The organism is Mesorhizobium sp. WSM4845 (assembly GCF_055811455.1).
Genome location: NZ_JBVVQA010000010.1, coordinates 126,776 through 141,627, shown reverse-complemented (window position 1 = coordinate 141,627; position 14,852 = coordinate 126,776). Strand labels below are relative to the sequence as shown.

The 14,852-nt window shown below is 62.4% G+C and carries 15 protein-coding genes; 12 read left to right on the top strand and 3 right to left on the bottom strand.

Going from position 1 to position 14,852, the window contains the following annotated elements; genetic code table 11:
• Positions 1-173: 173 nt before the first annotated feature.
• Positions 174-1,142: a glycosyl transferase family 90 gene (locus AC0L2C_RS14340; protein ID WP_473523619.1), complete on the top strand. Its 969-nt coding sequence runs from the start codon at positions 174-176 to the stop codon at positions 1,140-1,142.
• A gap of 34 nt (positions 1,143-1,176) precedes the next feature.
• Here the strand turns inward: AC0L2C_RS14340 and AC0L2C_RS14335 are convergent, their stop codons facing one another.
• Positions 1,177-2,220, bottom strand: a complete 1,044-nt coding sequence (locus tag AC0L2C_RS14335) for an aldo/keto reductase (protein ID WP_473523618.1) — start codon at positions 2,218-2,220, stop codon at positions 1,177-1,179.
• Between the two features lie 255 nt (positions 2,221-2,475).
• Between AC0L2C_RS14335 and ppk2 the strand changes: the two genes are divergently transcribed.
• Positions 2,476-3,396: a polyphosphate kinase 2 gene (ppk2, locus tag AC0L2C_RS14330; RefSeq protein ID WP_287241815.1), complete on the top strand. Its 921-nt coding sequence runs from the start codon at positions 2,476-2,478 to the stop codon at positions 3,394-3,396.
• Positions 3,397-3,613: 217 nt separating this feature from the next.
• Here the strand turns inward: ppk2 and AC0L2C_RS14325 are convergent, their stop codons facing one another.
• Positions 3,614-4,258: a dihydrofolate reductase family protein gene (locus AC0L2C_RS14325; protein WP_287237379.1), complete on the bottom strand. Its 645-nt coding sequence runs from the start codon at positions 4,256-4,258 to the stop codon at positions 3,614-3,616.
• Between the two features lie 418 nt (positions 4,259-4,676).
• Positions 4,677-5,708 (bottom strand): porphobilinogen synthase, encoded by a 1,032-nt coding sequence (gene hemB / locus AC0L2C_RS14320; protein ID WP_287237380.1) that lies wholly within the window; start codon positions 5,706-5,708, stop codon positions 4,677-4,679.
• Positions 5,709-5,913: 205 nt separating this feature from the next.
• On the opposite strand from hemB, the gene AC0L2C_RS14315 reads away from it, so the two are divergent.
• The 10 genes from AC0L2C_RS14315 to AC0L2C_RS14270 all read left to right on the top strand — a co-directional run bounded on the left by AC0L2C_RS14315 (position 5,914) and on the right by AC0L2C_RS14270 (position 14,587).
• Entirely contained in the window at positions 5,914-6,957 is a 1,044-nt protein-coding gene (locus AC0L2C_RS14315; RefSeq protein WP_287237382.1) for an enoyl-CoA hydratase/isomerase family protein, read from the top strand.
• Complete coding sequence (locus AC0L2C_RS14310; protein WP_287237383.1) at positions 6,954-7,376, top strand: DUF6163 family protein; 423 nt, start codon at positions 6,954-6,956, stop codon at positions 7,374-7,376. The genes AC0L2C_RS14315 and AC0L2C_RS14310 overlap by 4 nt, the downstream gene beginning before the upstream one ends.
• A 256-nt stretch (positions 7,377-7,632) precedes the next feature.
• Positions 7,633-8,148 carry a transcriptional regulator LdtR gene (ldtR, locus tag AC0L2C_RS14305; protein WP_027154640.1) on the top strand — a complete coding sequence of 172 codons (516 nt, stop codon included), beginning with the start codon at positions 7,633-7,635 and terminating at the stop codon, positions 8,146-8,148.
• Positions 8,149-8,508: 360 nt separating this feature from the next.
• A complete protein-coding gene (locus AC0L2C_RS14300; RefSeq protein WP_287237385.1) occupies positions 8,509-9,762 on the top strand; it encodes a L,D-transpeptidase family protein in 1,254 nt (417 codons plus the stop codon).
• Between the two features lie 312 nt (positions 9,763-10,074).
• Positions 10,075-11,388, top strand: coding sequence for a serine hydroxymethyltransferase (gene glyA, locus AC0L2C_RS14295; protein WP_287237386.1), 1,314 nt, complete (start codon positions 10,075-10,077; stop codon positions 11,386-11,388).
• Positions 11,389-11,469: 81 nt separating this feature from the next.
• Entirely contained in the window at positions 11,470-12,060 is a 591-nt protein-coding gene (locus AC0L2C_RS14290) for an invasion associated locus B family protein (RefSeq protein ID WP_353842942.1), read from the top strand.
• Positions 12,061-12,193: 133 nt separating this feature from the next.
• Positions 12,194-12,670: a transcriptional regulator NrdR gene (nrdR, locus tag AC0L2C_RS14285; RefSeq protein ID WP_023798407.1), complete on the top strand. Its 477-nt coding sequence runs from the start codon at positions 12,194-12,196 to the stop codon at positions 12,668-12,670.
• Positions 12,671-12,672: 2 nt separating this feature from the next.
• Positions 12,673-13,794 carry a bifunctional diaminohydroxyphosphoribosylaminopyrimidine deaminase/5-amino-6-(5-phosphoribosylamino)uracil reductase RibD gene (ribD, locus tag AC0L2C_RS14280; protein ID WP_473523617.1) on the top strand — a complete coding sequence of 374 codons (1,122 nt, stop codon included), beginning with the start codon at positions 12,673-12,675 and terminating at the stop codon, positions 13,792-13,794.
• Complete coding sequence (locus AC0L2C_RS14275) at positions 13,791-13,970, top strand: hypothetical protein (protein WP_473523616.1); 180 nt, start codon at positions 13,791-13,793, stop codon at positions 13,968-13,970. The genes ribD and AC0L2C_RS14275 overlap by 4 nt, the downstream gene beginning before the upstream one ends.
• Positions 13,970-14,587 carry a riboflavin synthase gene (locus AC0L2C_RS14270; RefSeq protein ID WP_473523615.1) on the top strand — a complete coding sequence of 206 codons (618 nt, stop codon included), beginning with the start codon at positions 13,970-13,972 and terminating at the stop codon, positions 14,585-14,587. Before AC0L2C_RS14275 ends, AC0L2C_RS14270 begins: the two co-directional genes overlap by 1 nt.
• The last annotated feature ends 265 nt before the right edge of the window (positions 14,588-14,852 follow it).

Sequence of the window (14,852 nt, the reverse complement as noted above, 5' to 3'; positions counted from 1 at the left end):
TAGCCCTGCCTAGGAGCATTGGGCTACAAACACAACACCGCAAAGAGCGATCGGCTCCATGGACAGCCAGGCAGGCCGGCTGAACACGGTTCCGTGGCTTGCAAGATAGCCGGCACAATGGTGTAGGAGGGACCGGGGGGCAAATCACAAGCCGATTTTTCACCAAGTGACCGATGGCCACCCTTCAAAGAAACGCACAGAAGCTATTCTACTATGCGCGCAATGCCGTGCGCGATATCGCACCGCAGGCGCTGTTCCGCCGCAGGCTCGCCGGGTTGCTCGATCAGGCCAGGCTTTCGGACGGATCGGTCCGCGCGCGTCTCAACTGCTACAACAGATTGCAGGACGCTTTCGCGCCGAGCGGCGGGGCCGTGCCGGTCAGCCGGCTACCGAGAGGCCGGAGCATGTATTACTACGATCTGAAGGAATTTACCCGCTACTTCGATCCCGATTTGCGCATCGATCTCGAATTCGGCGACGTCGTCGACGTGCCTGCGATGCCGTCGATCGTCAAGGATCGGCCGATCGCCGGCGACAACAGCAACGGGGTGCTGTTCAAGCTCAACAAGTTCCGCCACTTCCACATGCCCGCCGACGATGTAGCCTTCGCGGACAAGCTTCCGGTTGCGGTGTGGCGCGGCGAGCTCAACAACCCGATAAGGACCTTGCTTCTGGAGGTTGCGCGCGATCTGCCCTTTTGCGATGTCGGAACGCCCAAACCGACGGCAGCGCCGGAATATCGCAAGTCTTATCTGAGCATCGACCAGCAGCGGCGCTGTCGCTACATCATTTCGCTCGAAGGCAACGATGTGGCGACCAACTTGAAATGGGTCATGAGTTCGAATTCGCTGTGCCTGATGCCACCGACATATGAGACATGGTTCGCCGAAAGCGAACTCGTGGCTGGTGTTCACTATGTGCCGCTCGAACCCGATTTCACGGATCTTGCCGAGCGGGTGCAATATCTCGAACGGCATCCGACTGAGGCCGAACGCATCGTTGCCGCCGCCAACGCCTATTGCCGCAAGTTCGCCGACGAGCGGGCCGAGCAGGCGATCTGCTTGCTCGTGCTCTACAAATATTTCGTGCTCAGCGGCCAGATCGAGCCTGATCCCGATGTCTGGCGTTTTATTTCAGGCTAAGCCCGCGGCGACTTCGAGCTGATCCGGATCGTTGTCAGATGTCTTCCCGGTCAAGAACCAGATCGGCCGGACCAAACCGGTCTTTTGCCGTGAATTGCTGGTGCCAATAGGGATAGAGAACCGGCGGGCGGCTCACAGCGTCGAGGCGTGCGCGCTCATCGCTGGTCAGCACCAGGCTGGCTGCGGCGATATTGTCCTTGAACTGCGCTTCGGTCCGTCCGCCGATCACCAGCGAACTGACTGCGGGCCGGCCGAGCAGCCAGGCAAGCGCCACCTGCGCCGCCGAAACGCCATGGTTCTCGCCGATATGGGCAAGCAGGTCGACGATCCGCCACAGCCGGTTCTCGTCGCGGATCGGCGGTTCGGTCCAGCCGCTGATCTGGCGGGCGGTGGCCTGGTCGCGGTGGTATTTGCCGGACAGCAGTCCACCGGCGAGCGGGCTCCATACCAGCACGCCAAGCCCCTGGTCGACCGAGATCGGCAGCAGTTCATATTCGGCTTCGCGCGCTTCCAGCGTGTAGTGGATTTGCTGGGTGACGAAGCGCGGCTGGTGCTGGCGGTCGCTGATCCCCAGCGCCTTCATCACTTGCCAGCCGGAATAGTTGGAGCAGCCGACATAGCGGATCTTGCCCTGGCTGACGAGCGTGTCGAGCGCGGCGATGGTCTCTTCGAGCGGCGTCGTGCCGTCCCATTCGTGCAGGAAATAGATGTCGATGACGTCGGTCCTGAGGCGCTTCAGGCTCTTCTCGCACTCTCGGATCAGATGATAGCGCGACAGGCCCTCATCGTTGGGACCGTCGCCGATCCGCATGCGCGCCTTGGAGGCGATCAGCACATCGCCCTTGCGTTTGCCGCCGAGCGCTTCGCCGATGATCTCTTCCGAAAGCCCGTTCGAATAGACATTGGCGGTGTCGATGAGATTGATGCCGACATCGATGCAGAGGTCGATCATCCGGCGTGCCTCGTCGAGATCGGTCTTGCCGACCGCCGAAAATGCGCCAGCGCCGCCAAAAGTCATGGTGCCCATGGTCAGCGTCGAAACCTTCAGCCCGGAACGGCCGAGTGTGCGGTATTCCATGTCAGATCCTCGCGATTGCGTTGAAAAGAGTGTTTTGAAGGTTGCTCGGGGAAACCTGGCATTTGTAGGACAATTCGAGCCGCTTGTCGTGTGTGCCAGGAGGCTGATCGATCCCATCTCGCGGAGTTGGGCGACCGGCGTGCGGGCCGGCTGCAATAAAACCGTCATTGCCGGCCTATATGCAAGTCGGCTCAAGGTGTCCGATCTCGGCCGGCAGGCCGAGGCCGACGCGGGCGTGCACGCGGAGCAGCATAAATGACCGAAGCAAAACAGAATTCTCCCGCCAGGGACTGGCTGGAAGCGGAACTCGCCGACACGCTCGACGAGGACTACGAGCTGGAGATGTCGGAACCGGCGCTGTCGCTGGAAATCGCCAAGATCTACAAGAACGCGCATCCGCCCTCGATGGATCGCCTGCAATATTTTCGCGACCTGATCACGCTGCAATCCGAATTGATCAAGCTGCAGTCCTGGGTGGCTTACACCAGGAAGAAGCTGGTGGTGGTTTTCGAGGGCCGCGATTCGGCCGGCAAGGGGGGCGTCATCAAGCGCATCACCCAGCGGCTCAATCCGCGCATCTGCCGCGTCGTCGCACTTCCGGCGCCGACCGAGCGCGAGAAATCGCAATGGTATTTTCAGCGCTACGTGCCGCATCTGCCGGCAGGCGGCGAGATCGTGCTGTTCGACCGCTCCTGGTATAACCGGTCCGGCGTCGAACGTGTGATGGGCTTCGCCGAGCCGGACCAGGTCGAGGAGTTTTTTCGCGACGTGCCGGAGTTCGAGCGCATGCTGGTCCGCTCCGGCATCACCGTGGTCAAATACTGGTTCTCCATCACCGACGAGGAGCAGCAGATGCGCTTTCAGATGCGCATCCATGATCCGATGAAGCAGTGGAAGCTGTCGCCGATGGACCTGCAGTCGCGCGTGCGCTGGGAACAGTATACCAAGGCCAAGGAAGAGACCTTCGCCCGCACCAACATTCCCGAAGCCCCCTGGTTCATCGTCGAGGGCAACGACAAGAAGCGGGCGCGGCTGAATTGCATCGATCATCTCCTCAAGCAGATGCCTTATGAGGAAGTGCCGCACGAAGAGATCACGCTGCCCGATCGCGTCTTCAATCCAGAATACGAGCGCCAGGTGCTGCCGCGCGAGCTGTATGTTCCGGAGAAGTATTGAGGAGCGCGCCTCTTCCTTCTCCCCTTGTGGGAGAAGGTGGATCGGCGCGCAGCGCCGAGACGGAAGAGGGGTGTTGGAAGAAATGAGGCGCTGGTGATCCTGGCGCTGTGCGCCCGATTTGAACGTAGGTCTGCGCCAAGCTGGAACACCCCTCATCCGACCGAGCTTCGCTCGGCCACCTTCTCCCACAAGGGGAGAAGGGGGAACTTAACCAGGCTCACGCCCGCTCGATGGTGACATGCATGGCATTCGGCGTGCCCACCTGCTCGCTGCAGCGGTAGCCGAGTTTGACCATGTCAATGCCGGCAAAAAGGTTCTCGCCTGAGCCGAGCAGCATCGGCGATATCGCCAGATGCATGTCGTCGATGAGCTTTTCCCTCAGATATTGCCGGATCGTGGCGACGCCGCCGCCGAGCCGGACATCCTTGCCGTCAGCCGCGGCTTTTGCCTTTTCCAGCGCCGAGTGAATGCCGTTGGTCACGAAATGGAAAGTCGTGCCGCCCTCCATGACGATAGGTTCCCGCGGATGGTGGGTGAGTACGAAAACCGGCACATGGTAGGGCGGATTGTCTCCCCACCAGCCCTTCCAGGTGTCATCGGGCCAAGCGCCGCGGATCGGTCCGAACATGTTGCGGCCCATGATCCACGCGCCGATGTTTTCGAAGCTGCGCGTTACGAACGCGTCGTCGGTATCCGTGGTCCCGTCCTCTTCGCCGGACATGTTGCGGAAGCTTCGGGTGCCGAACATCCATGTGTGCAGGGCTTCCCCGCCGACGCCCAGCGGCTCTTTCAGGTCCTGGTCGGGACCGGCGCCGAAGCCGTCGATAGATACGGTGAAAGCGTTGACGCGAAGCTTTGACATGAGGACCTCCCTCTAATCCAGTTGTGAAATGCAAGCAGTTGTTATTAGCCAGACTGATTGCATTTTGCAAGCGGTATTTTAGGAGTGGAGGTGGCCGGCGGCCGCTAGGGATTCAGTAAAAGAAGCTTCGACTCGTGTTGGAATAAGCAATTGTCGATGTCGGTGCCGCCCCTCATCCGCCTGCCGGCACCTTCTCCCCGTATAGTGACGGGGCGAAGGGGCTGGCCGCAACCTCGGCTCGCCTTCTGCAATGTTGGAGATTGGCGAAATCCTCTGCGAAGGCGTCTTTCTCCCCGTCACTATACGGGGAGAAATGCCCGGCAGGGCAATGAGGGGCAGCGCAAACCTGAAACGCTTGCCCTGCGGCGGCCATGGCGCGCTTGGACGAAGGACCAAATTTAGGCGCTACAGATGCACATCATCCCTTCAGCATCGCCGCCACTTCAGGCGCGAAATAGGTGAGAATGCCGTCGCAGCCGGCGCGCTTGAAGGCGAGCAGCGATTCCAGCATCGCCTTGTCGCCGTCGATCCAGCCATTGGCGGCGGCCGCCTTGATCATCGAATATTCGCCCGACACCTGATAGGCGAAGGTCGGCATGCGGAATTCGTCCTTCAGCCTGCGGATGATGTCGAGATAGGGCAGGCCGGGCTTGACCATCAGCATGTCGGCGCCCTCGGCGAGGTCCTGCTCGGCCTCGCGCACGGCCTCGTCGGAATTGGCATGGTCGAGATAGTAGGTCTTCTTATCGCCCTTGAGCAGGCCGGCGGTGCCGACCGCCTCGCGATAGGGTCCGTAGAAGGCGGAGGCGAATTTCGTCGCGTAGGACATGATCGCCACATCCTGAAAACCATTGGCGTCGAGCGCATCGCGGATGGCGCCGATGCGGCCGTCCATCATGTCGGAAGGGGCAATGATATCGGCGCCGGCAGAAGCCTGGATGACGGCAGCCGCCGTCACCTGCTCCACGGTCTGGTCGTTGACGATGATGCCGTCACGCAAGATGCCGTCGTGGCCGTGCGAGGTGAAGGGATCGAGCGCCGCATCGGTGATGATGCCGATCTCGGGCACTGCGCGCTTGATGGCGCGCGTGGCGCGGTTGATGACGTTTTCCGGATCGAGGATGTGCGAGCCGGTCTGGTCGCGCAGGCCGAGCTCGACATTGGGGAAGGTGGCGATCGCCGGAATGCCGAGCTTTGCCGCGCGCTCGGCCTCCTTGACGGCAAGGTCGAGCGACAGGCGGAAGACACCAGGCATTGCGGCGATCGGTTCGCGGATATTGTTCCCATCGACGACGAAGATCGGCCAGATCAGATCGTCGACGGAGAGCCGGTTCTCCTGCACGAGGCGGCGCGACCAGTCGGCCTTGCGCATGCGGCGCAAACGGCGACTGCCGGTGATCTCGTCGACGCTGCGCGCGCCGGCAGGCTTTGCTGGGGTGAATTTGTTCATCGCCAAAACTCCGGATTGGCGGCTTTTAACACGAGCCTCCGCCGCTGACCAATGCGGCACGATAGTGCCAGGCACAAGCTGGATACCGGTATACGAGTTCCCGACCGTTGTTGCCGGACAGGATTGCGGCTTGGCATTGACGCAGCCATGCGCCACGCTTTAGCACTTCAGTCCCGGCGGCATTGGGCGAGGGATTCTTTAGGCGATGGATTTTGGCGGCGGCAACGAGATCCGCTTCGAACGACTGGGCAGCGTCGGCGTCGTCACGCTGACGCGGCCGCAGGCGCTCAATGCCGTCACCCATCGCATGGTCAAGGCGCTCGACAAGGCGCTGCGCGCCTGGGAGCGCGACGACGGCGTCGATGTTGTCGTCGTCAAGGCCGGGGGCAGGGCGTTTTCGGCCGGCGGCGACATCCTCCACATCTACGAGGCCGGCCGGGTGGGAAAGCCGCCGGTCGATTTCTTCGCCGACGAATACCGGCTGAACGCCCGCATCGCGCGGTTCGAAAAACCCTATGTCGCGCTGATCGACGGCATCGTCATGGGCGGCGGCGTCGGCATCTCGTTCCACGGCTCGCATCGGCTGCTGACCGAGAACGCCCAGTTCGCCATGCCGGAAGTCGGCATCGGCTTTTTCCCGGATGTCGGCGCCAGTCATCTGTTGCCGGGCCTCGGTGGCAGCTTCGGCATGTATCTGGCCCTGACCGGAATCCGCATCCGCTATGGCGACGTTTTGTGGTCGGGCCTGGCGACGAACACGATCAAGGCGCAGGATCAGGCCGGCTTTCTCGACCGGCTGGTTGCGACAGGCGACCCTGAAGCGGCGCTGCGCGGCTTTTCCGTCCCGGCCCGGCGCGAAACGGACAGTCCGACACTGGAAGCCATCGCCCGCCATTTCGCGCAGCCGTCGCTGAGCGACATCATCGGCAGCCTGGAGCGCGCCGCACCCGCAGACGCGTTCGCGGCGAAGACGCTGGCGACGATCCGCACCCGCTCGCCGACCAGCCTGCATGTTGCCTGGCGCGAGATCAGCGCCGGGCTGACGCTGTCGATGGACGAGTGCATGCGGATGGAGTTCCGCATCCTCAACCGCATGCTTGCCGGCCACGATTTCTACGAAGGCATCCGCGCCGCCATCATCGACAAGGGCTCGACGCCGCAATGGCGGCCGGCTGGTATCGACGACGTCGGTGCTGCCGACGTCGATGCCTATTTCGCTCCGCTCGGCGAACGGGAACTCACGCTGTGAGCGAGGTCACGTCGAGACGCGTCGTGCTCCAGCCCTCGACGGCCGAGGTCATCTTCGCCTGGTTTCAGCGCGTCATCTCAGCCTACTGTCTGTTGTTCGGGATTTTGTACTGGATCCGGCTGATCGGCTTCTATCCCGGCTCGTTGTGGCGCTTCGACCTGATGCCGGTGCATTGGCAGGTGGCGGCGGTGACGCTCGCCGTCTTCTTTCCCTTCGCCGCCGCCGGTCTGTGGATGCTGGCCTCCTGGGGGCCGGTGATCTGGTTCATCTGCGCGGCGACCGAGACCGTCATGCATGCCGGCTTTCCCGAACTCTTCGGTCACCGGCCGCTGATCCTCGCCTCGCATGCGGCGGTGGCGCTGCTCTACATCGTCTTTCGCGTGGTGATCTGGATGCAGAAGCGCCGGAGCCGGCAATAGAGCATCGGACCGATGCTCTACAAGAATAGCCCACGCCTGCGGTTGGACGGGGCAAATTACCGCCCGCAATCATTGGCTAAATCTTTAGGTTAATCATCCTTGTTGGGGTGACCCTTCGTTAAGCCTCTTTCGAAACCTATTACCGGTAAGCTCTTGTTAGCCCTAGCGTTTAAGTCGAATTTTATGAGTATTCGATAGTGTCGCGATCAAGGTGAAAAACAAAAAATCACCAGGCGACAAACGAGAGGCAAAGACAATGATCAATTCCCGCCCGGCGGCGAAGACCGCCAACGTATCCGATGACCGCCGCGAGGCGATCCGTTCGCTGTACATGGAATCGCTGCAGCTGGTGGAACGGCTGCACCGCCGCCTGCTTGACGTGATCAAGGACGAATTCGACCGCAACGGCCGTTCCGATATCAACGCCATCCAGGCGCTGCTGCTCTTCAATATCGGCAATTCGGAACTGACCGCCGGCGAGCTGCGCTCGCGCGGCTATTATCTCGGCTCGAACGTCTCCTACAATCTGAAGAAGCTGGTCGATCTCGGCTTCATCAACCACCAGCGCTCGCGCATCGACCGCCGTTCGGTGCGGGTCTCGCTGACGCCGAAGGGCAGTGAGGTGGCGGAAGTCGTAGCCGGCCTCTACGAGCGTCATGTCGGCTCGATCGAGCAGGTCGGCGGCATCAACACGGAAGAATTCAAGCAAATGAACCGCGCCCTGCAGCGCCTCGACCGCTTCTGGAACGACACCATCGCCTATCGCATGTAAAGCATGTCCATCGCATGCAACCGCGCCACAGGCGCGGTCGGAGAGCGATCCAAAAGACCGGTGCCGAAAAGCATCGGTCTTTGCGTTTCGTGAGGCCAGCCGATCCAAATCGCGGTCAGGGTCACGTTGCCGCCATATTCCCGGTGGAAGCGAGAATGCGGGTGATGTAGCGGCGCGAGCCAATCCGTCTGCCCGCCAACCGCCTCAGTGAAGGCGCGTCGCGCCCGGCGCGTTTTCGCACAGAAGCGAGTGGGGCATGGTTGGCTAATTGTTAAGGGCGCCAACCTTAGAGTGGGCCGAGCCTAGCATGCGGGCGGATCGCCCGGTGAAAAAACTGTTACAGGACTATCTGGAGCGTACATGAGAACCAGTCGCCGTTTCTTCCTTTCCGGAGCCTCCGCGTTGGCCGCGACGATGGTTGCCGGTGGCGCCAGCGCGCAGGACGTGATCGCGGACATCCTGAAATCCTCGGGCCGCGGCAACTGGAACGACCAGTTCGACGCGCGCGCCAGCGAGGGCGGCAAGGTGGCCTCGACGCTGCCGATCGTCAGCCTGCAGACCGTTGCGTACACCGAGCAGGCTATCGCGCAGTATCAGAACATTGTCGCGCAAGGCGGCTGGGAGCAGGTCCCGGACACCAAGAAATTGCAACTCGGCGTCATCGATCCCGACGTGGTGCCATTGCGCAGGCGCTTGATGGTTTCGGGCGACCTGGCGCAGAGCGCCGGCCTTTCAGAGGCCTTCGATTCCTATGTCGATGCGGCGGTCAAGCGCTTCCAGGCGCGTCATGGACTGCCTTCCGACGGCACCCTGGGCCAATATAGCTATGCGGCGATGAATGTCTCGGCGCAGGTCCGGCTTGGCCAGCTGCAGACCAATCTGCAGCGGCTGAACGAACGCGCCGGCACGCTGGGCAACCGCTATGTATTGGTCGATATCCCTGGCGCCCAGATCGAAGCGGTCGAGAACGACCGCGTCGTGCTGCGCCACACCGCCGTTGTCGGGAAGATCGATCGCCAGACGCCGATCGTCGATTCCAAGATCAACGAGATCATCGTCAATCCTTACTGGAACGCGCCGGTCTCGATCGTGCGCAAGGACATCATTCCGCTGATGCGGAAGGACCCCAACTATCTCAAGGACAGCAAGATCCGGCTGTTCGCACCGGATGGCAGCGAGGTCGATCCACTAACCGTCGACTGGTCGACCGACGACGCGGAGAAATACCGCTTTCGCCAGGATCCGGGCGCCGGCAATGCGATGGCCTCGGTCAAGATCAATTTCCCGAGCCCGGACGGCGTCTACATGCACGACACGCCGCAGCAGAGCCTGTTCGGCAAAATGATGCGCTTCGATTCCTCAGGCTGCGTGCGCGTCCAGAACGTGCGCGACCTCGTCACCTGGATCCTGCGCGACACGCCGGGCTGGAGCCGCCAGCATTTCGAGGCGTCGATCAAGAGCGGCGAGAACATCCCGGTGCAGGTCACCAATCCGGTGCCGGTCTTTTTCCTCTACATCTCGGCCTGGTCGACGGGGACTGGCGTCGTGCAGTTCCGCGACGACATCTACGGGCTCGACGGAGCCAACGAGCTGCAGATCACATCTGCGCTCTAAGCCATTGATGTTATTGAATTGATGAAAGGCCGCCATCGAGGCGGCCTTTTTGATGTGCGCCAGGCATCGCGCGTGGTGCGCAAGCACCGTTTGGCCGGGATGGTAGCCGGTCAATGACTTGGAGGTGAAAGTCCTCTGCTGGCCCTGGTGACGTCGCGAGGCCTTGCTGAACGGCCGGCAAGGCGAGGAAATAGGTGGCTCTTCGCCTCGCTGCCGCAATCCGACCAGCAAATTTCGCGCCGCAAACGTGGCGGGGCGAAAGCAACTGTGTTAATGGCGCGGCAGACCCCCCGGACGACAAGGATCTCAAGCATGGCAACAGCAGCGGCAGTGTCGAACAAATTCGAATCCTTCTTCGAAACCACCCTTGCCGATGCCGATCTGGAGATTTTCGGCGCGATCCGCAACGAACTCGGCCGCCAGCGCCACGAGATCGAGCTGATCGCTTCGGAAAACATCGTCTCCCGCGCCGTTCTGGAAGCGCAGGGGTCGGTCATGACCAACAAATACGCCGAGGGCTATCCAGGCAAGCGCTACTATGGCGGGTGCCAGTTCGTCGACGTGGCCGAGGACCTGGCCATCGAGCGCGCCAAAAAGCTGTTCGGCTGCAACTTCGCCAATGTCCAACCGAATTCCGGCAGCCAGATGAACCAGGCGGTCTTTTTGGCGCTGCTGCAGCCCGGCGACACCTTCATGGGGCTCGACCTGAATTCTGGTGGCCACCTGACGCACGGTTCGCCGGTCAACATGAGCGGCAAATGGTTCAAGGTCGTTTCCTACGGCGTTCGCAGGGACGATCACCTGCTCGACATGGACGCGATCGAGAAGACCGCCCACGAGACCAGGCCGAAGCTGATCCTGGCCGGCGGCACTGCCTATTCGCGCGTCTGGGACTGGAAGCGTTTTCGCGAGATCGCCGATTCGATCGGCGCCTATCTGATGGTCGACATGGCACACATCGCCGGCCTGGTCGCCGGTGGCGTACATCCGTCGCCGCTGCCATACGCCCATGTGGTCACCACCACCACGCACAAGTCGCTGCGTGGCCCGCGCGGCGGCATGATCCTGTGCAATGACGAGGACATCGCCAAGAAGATGAACTCGGCGGTGTTTCCAGGCCTGCAGGGTGGTCCGCTGATGCATGTCATCGCCGCCAAGGCGGTGGCCCTGGGCGAAGCGCTGAAGCCAAGCTTCAAGATCTATGCCGAGAGCGTTGCCGCCAACGCCAAGGCGCTGGCCTCCAGCCTGCAGGAAACCGGCCTCGACATCGTCTCCGGCGGCACCGACAACCATCTTATGCTCGTTGACCTCAGGCCGAAGAACGCCACCGGCAAGCGTGCCGAGGCAGCGCTTGGCCGTGCCAACATCACCTGCAACAAGAACGGCATCCCTTTCGATCCCGAAAAGCCGTTCGTCACCTCGGGCGTGCGCCTCGGCACGCCGGCTGGCACCACGCGCGGTTTCGGCCAGGCCGAGTTCCGCGAGATCGGCAAGCTGATCGCCGAGGTGCTGGACGGGCTCAAGGCCGCGAATTCCGATGAGGGCAATGCAGCCGTCGAAGCAGCGGTGAAGGCGAAGGTGGCCGCGTTGACGGATCGTTTTCCGCTCTATCCCTATCTCGGTTGAGCTCACGCAAAGTGTCGCCCTTATCGGCCGGACGAGGAGCACTTTTTCAGCGGGGGCGGAGTCCGGACAGGAGCCTTGACGATGATGCAGATTTTCGGTGTCGCTGGCTTGGGCGCGCTTGGCGTGTTGTTGGTCACATTAACCAGCTTGCCGTCCGCCGCCCTGGCACAGTCTGCGCCCACCCCAGCCGCACCGAAGACCGAAACCTTCGGCAACTGGTCCACCACTGTGGACGAGATCGATACCGGTGAGGATCTGCGCAAGACCTGCGTCGCCTCGACCGCCTTTCTCGACGCGAGCGGTACCAGCGGCACGCTCACGCTTGCCATCTCGAACGGTGATGCACTGCCGCCCAATGGCTATCCGACCCTCGTCATCGCCATGAAGAATAAGGACTTGCCGACTGGCGAGAACATTCCGGCGGTGTTCGGCGATGGCAACGGCAAGGTCAAGGCGACCGTCGATGCCATGGCCGGTGCCAGCGGAAAATGGATGTTGAACAACAAGCCCGAGATCAGCCTGGCGCTGCTGCGTGCCATGCGCCGCGCCAGCGCGCTCGACGTCATATTCGCCGACACGCCGGTCGCGACCGTATCGATGGACGGCTTCACCAAGGCCTATCGCAGCCTCGGCGTGTCATGTGGGTTCCCGACTGCTGACGTCGCGCCGTAATCGGCCGGTATTGCCGTTGATGCTGGCAATTTTCCCCGCGCCTCGCTATCTCTGAGGCGCGACCGATACTTTGCCATCGCGGCAAAAACCTCTAAGCCTTCGCTCCACGAGATTCGCGAACACAAGGCTGCCCATGCGCTGTCCCTACTGCCAGTCCGAAGATACGCAGGTGAAGGATTCGCGCCCCGCCGAAGACGGCGCGGCGATCCGCAGGCGGCGCGTCTGCCCCGATTGCGGCGGCCGCTTCACCACCTTCGAGCGCGTGCAGTTGCGCGACCTCGTGGTGGTGAAGAAGTCCGGACGCAAGGTGCCGTTCGACCGCGACAAGCTGCTGCGCTCGGTCGAGATCGCGGTGCGCAAGCGCAATGTCGATCCCGAGCGCATCGACCGCGCGGTGACCGGCATCGTGCGCCAGCTCGAAAGCTCCGGCGAGACCGAGGTCGCCTCGGGCGAGGTCGGCCGCCTGGTGATGGAGGCACTGAAGTCGCTCGACGACGTCGCCTATGTCCGCTTCGCCTCGGTCTATCGCAATTTCCGCGAGGCCAAGGATTTTCACGACGTGCTGGGTGAACTGAAAGGTGACGAGCTCAAGGAAGAGGACGCCGGCTGAGCATGGCAAGGCGCAGCCAAGCCGAGCAAGAGGTTCTTGATCGCCGCTTCATGGCGGCGGCACTGAGGCTGTCGCGGAAAAACGCCGGACGGACCTCGACCAACCCTTCCGTCGGCACGCTGATCGTGCGCGACGACGGCACCGGGCCGATGATCGTCGGCACCGGCGTCACCGCTGTCGGCGGCCGGCCACATGCCGAGACCGAGGCGCTGGCGGAGGCCGGCGAGCTCGCACGCGGCGCCACCGCCTATGTCACATTGGAGCCCTGCGCCCACCATGGCCGCACCCCGCCTTGCGCCAGTGCACTGGTCAATGCCGGCGTCGCGCGGGTGGTTGGGGCTGCGAGCGACCCCGATCCACGCGTGTCCGGCAACGGCTATGCGATCCTGCGTGCCGCCGGTGTCGAAGTGGTCGAAAAGGTGCTCGTGGCAGAAGCCGCCGAGCAGATGGCCGGCTATCTCATTCGATCTCTGAAAAAACGTCCGGAAGTGATCCTGAAACTTGCGATTTCCAGCGATGGCAAGATCGGCATGGAAGGCGCGGGGCAGGTCTCGATAACCGGCGACATCGCCCGGCGCGAAGTCTATCTGATGCGCGCCGAAGCCGACGGCGTGTTGATCGGCATCGGCACGGCGCTGGAGGACGATCCCGCGCTGACGGTGCGGTTGCCGGGGCTGGAGAACCGCTCGCCGGCGCGCATCGTGCTCGACCGCCAGATCAGGCTGCCGGAGACGTCGAAACTGGTCGTTGGCCTCGACCGGGTTCCGCTCTATGTCGCCGCCTGTGCCGAAGCCGATCCGCACCGGCGCGCCGCGCTCGAACGAGCCGGCGTGCGCTTCATCGGCACCGAGACGTATGAAGGCGATATTGCGCTGCCGGAACTGCTTGAGGATCTTGCCGCACTCGGCATGGCGAGCGTGCTGGTCGAGGGCGGCGCCAAGGTGGCCAAGGCCTTCCTCGCCGAAGGGCTGGTCGACCGCATCGTGCTGTTCCAGGGGCAGGAGCCGATCGGCAGGAGCGGCATTGTATCGCCCATCGACGCCGACCATATCCCGGCAGGATTTCGCAAATTGCGCGACATGCGTTTCGGCGAAGACAGCTACGCCGAGTGGATAAGACCATGATCCCGAAAAGTGGGAACCGGTTTTCGGAAAAGATCATGGGCAACCAAGAAGACCATGATCCTGAAAAGTGGAGCCGGTTTTTGGACAAGAACATGGTCAAACTGAAAGACATGATCCCGAAACGTGGGAACCGGTTTTCGGAAAAGATCATGGCCAACCAAGAAGCCAGAGTCTGATGTTTACCGGGATTGTCACCGATGTCGGCACCGTCGCTGCCGTCAAGCCGCTGAGAGAGGGCGTCGGCTTGCGCATCGACACCGCCTATGACCCGCAGACGATCGCCATTGGGGCTTCGATTTCCTGCGGCGGCGTCTGCCTCACGGTGACTGCGCTGCCGGAAAGCGGCGCCAACGCGCGCTGGTTCGAGGTCGAGGCCTGGGAAGAGGCACTCAGGCTGACGACGGCGATGGGCTGGAAATCCGGCACCAGGATCAATCTGGAGCGGCCGCTGAAGATCGGCGACGAACTCGGTGGCCACATCGTTTCAGGCCATGTCGACGGCATGGCCGAGATCGTTGCGCGCAAGGAGGAGGGGGATGCCGTGCGCTTTACGCTGGAAGCGCCGCGCGACCTGGCCAGATTCATCGCACCCAAGGGTTCCGTCGCGCTCGACGGCAACTCGCTCACCGTCAACAAGGTCGAAGGCACCCGCTTCGACGTGCTCTTGATCCATCACTCGCTGACCATGACCACCTGGGGCGAACGCCAGGTCGGCGACCGCGTCAATCTGGAGATCGACACCATGGCCCGCTACGCGGCACGCTTGGCGGAGGCCGCGAAAGAGGGGCTTTGATGGCCCTGCCGGAGAGCGGCGTGGATTCATACGGTTGTCCGAACAGGACGAGCACCTCGGATCCGATTGGCGCCTTGTTCCGTTCCGTTCCGTTGGCGCTGCCCCTCACCGCCTGCCGGCGACCTCTCCCCGTAAACGGGGCGAGGGGCGCTGTGATCGATGGTTTCGCCAATCACCAGCGTTGCAAGAAGGGCGCCGGCGATGCGGCCAGCCTCTTTCGCCCCGTTTACGGGGAGAAATGCCCGGCAGGGCAACGAGGGGCAGC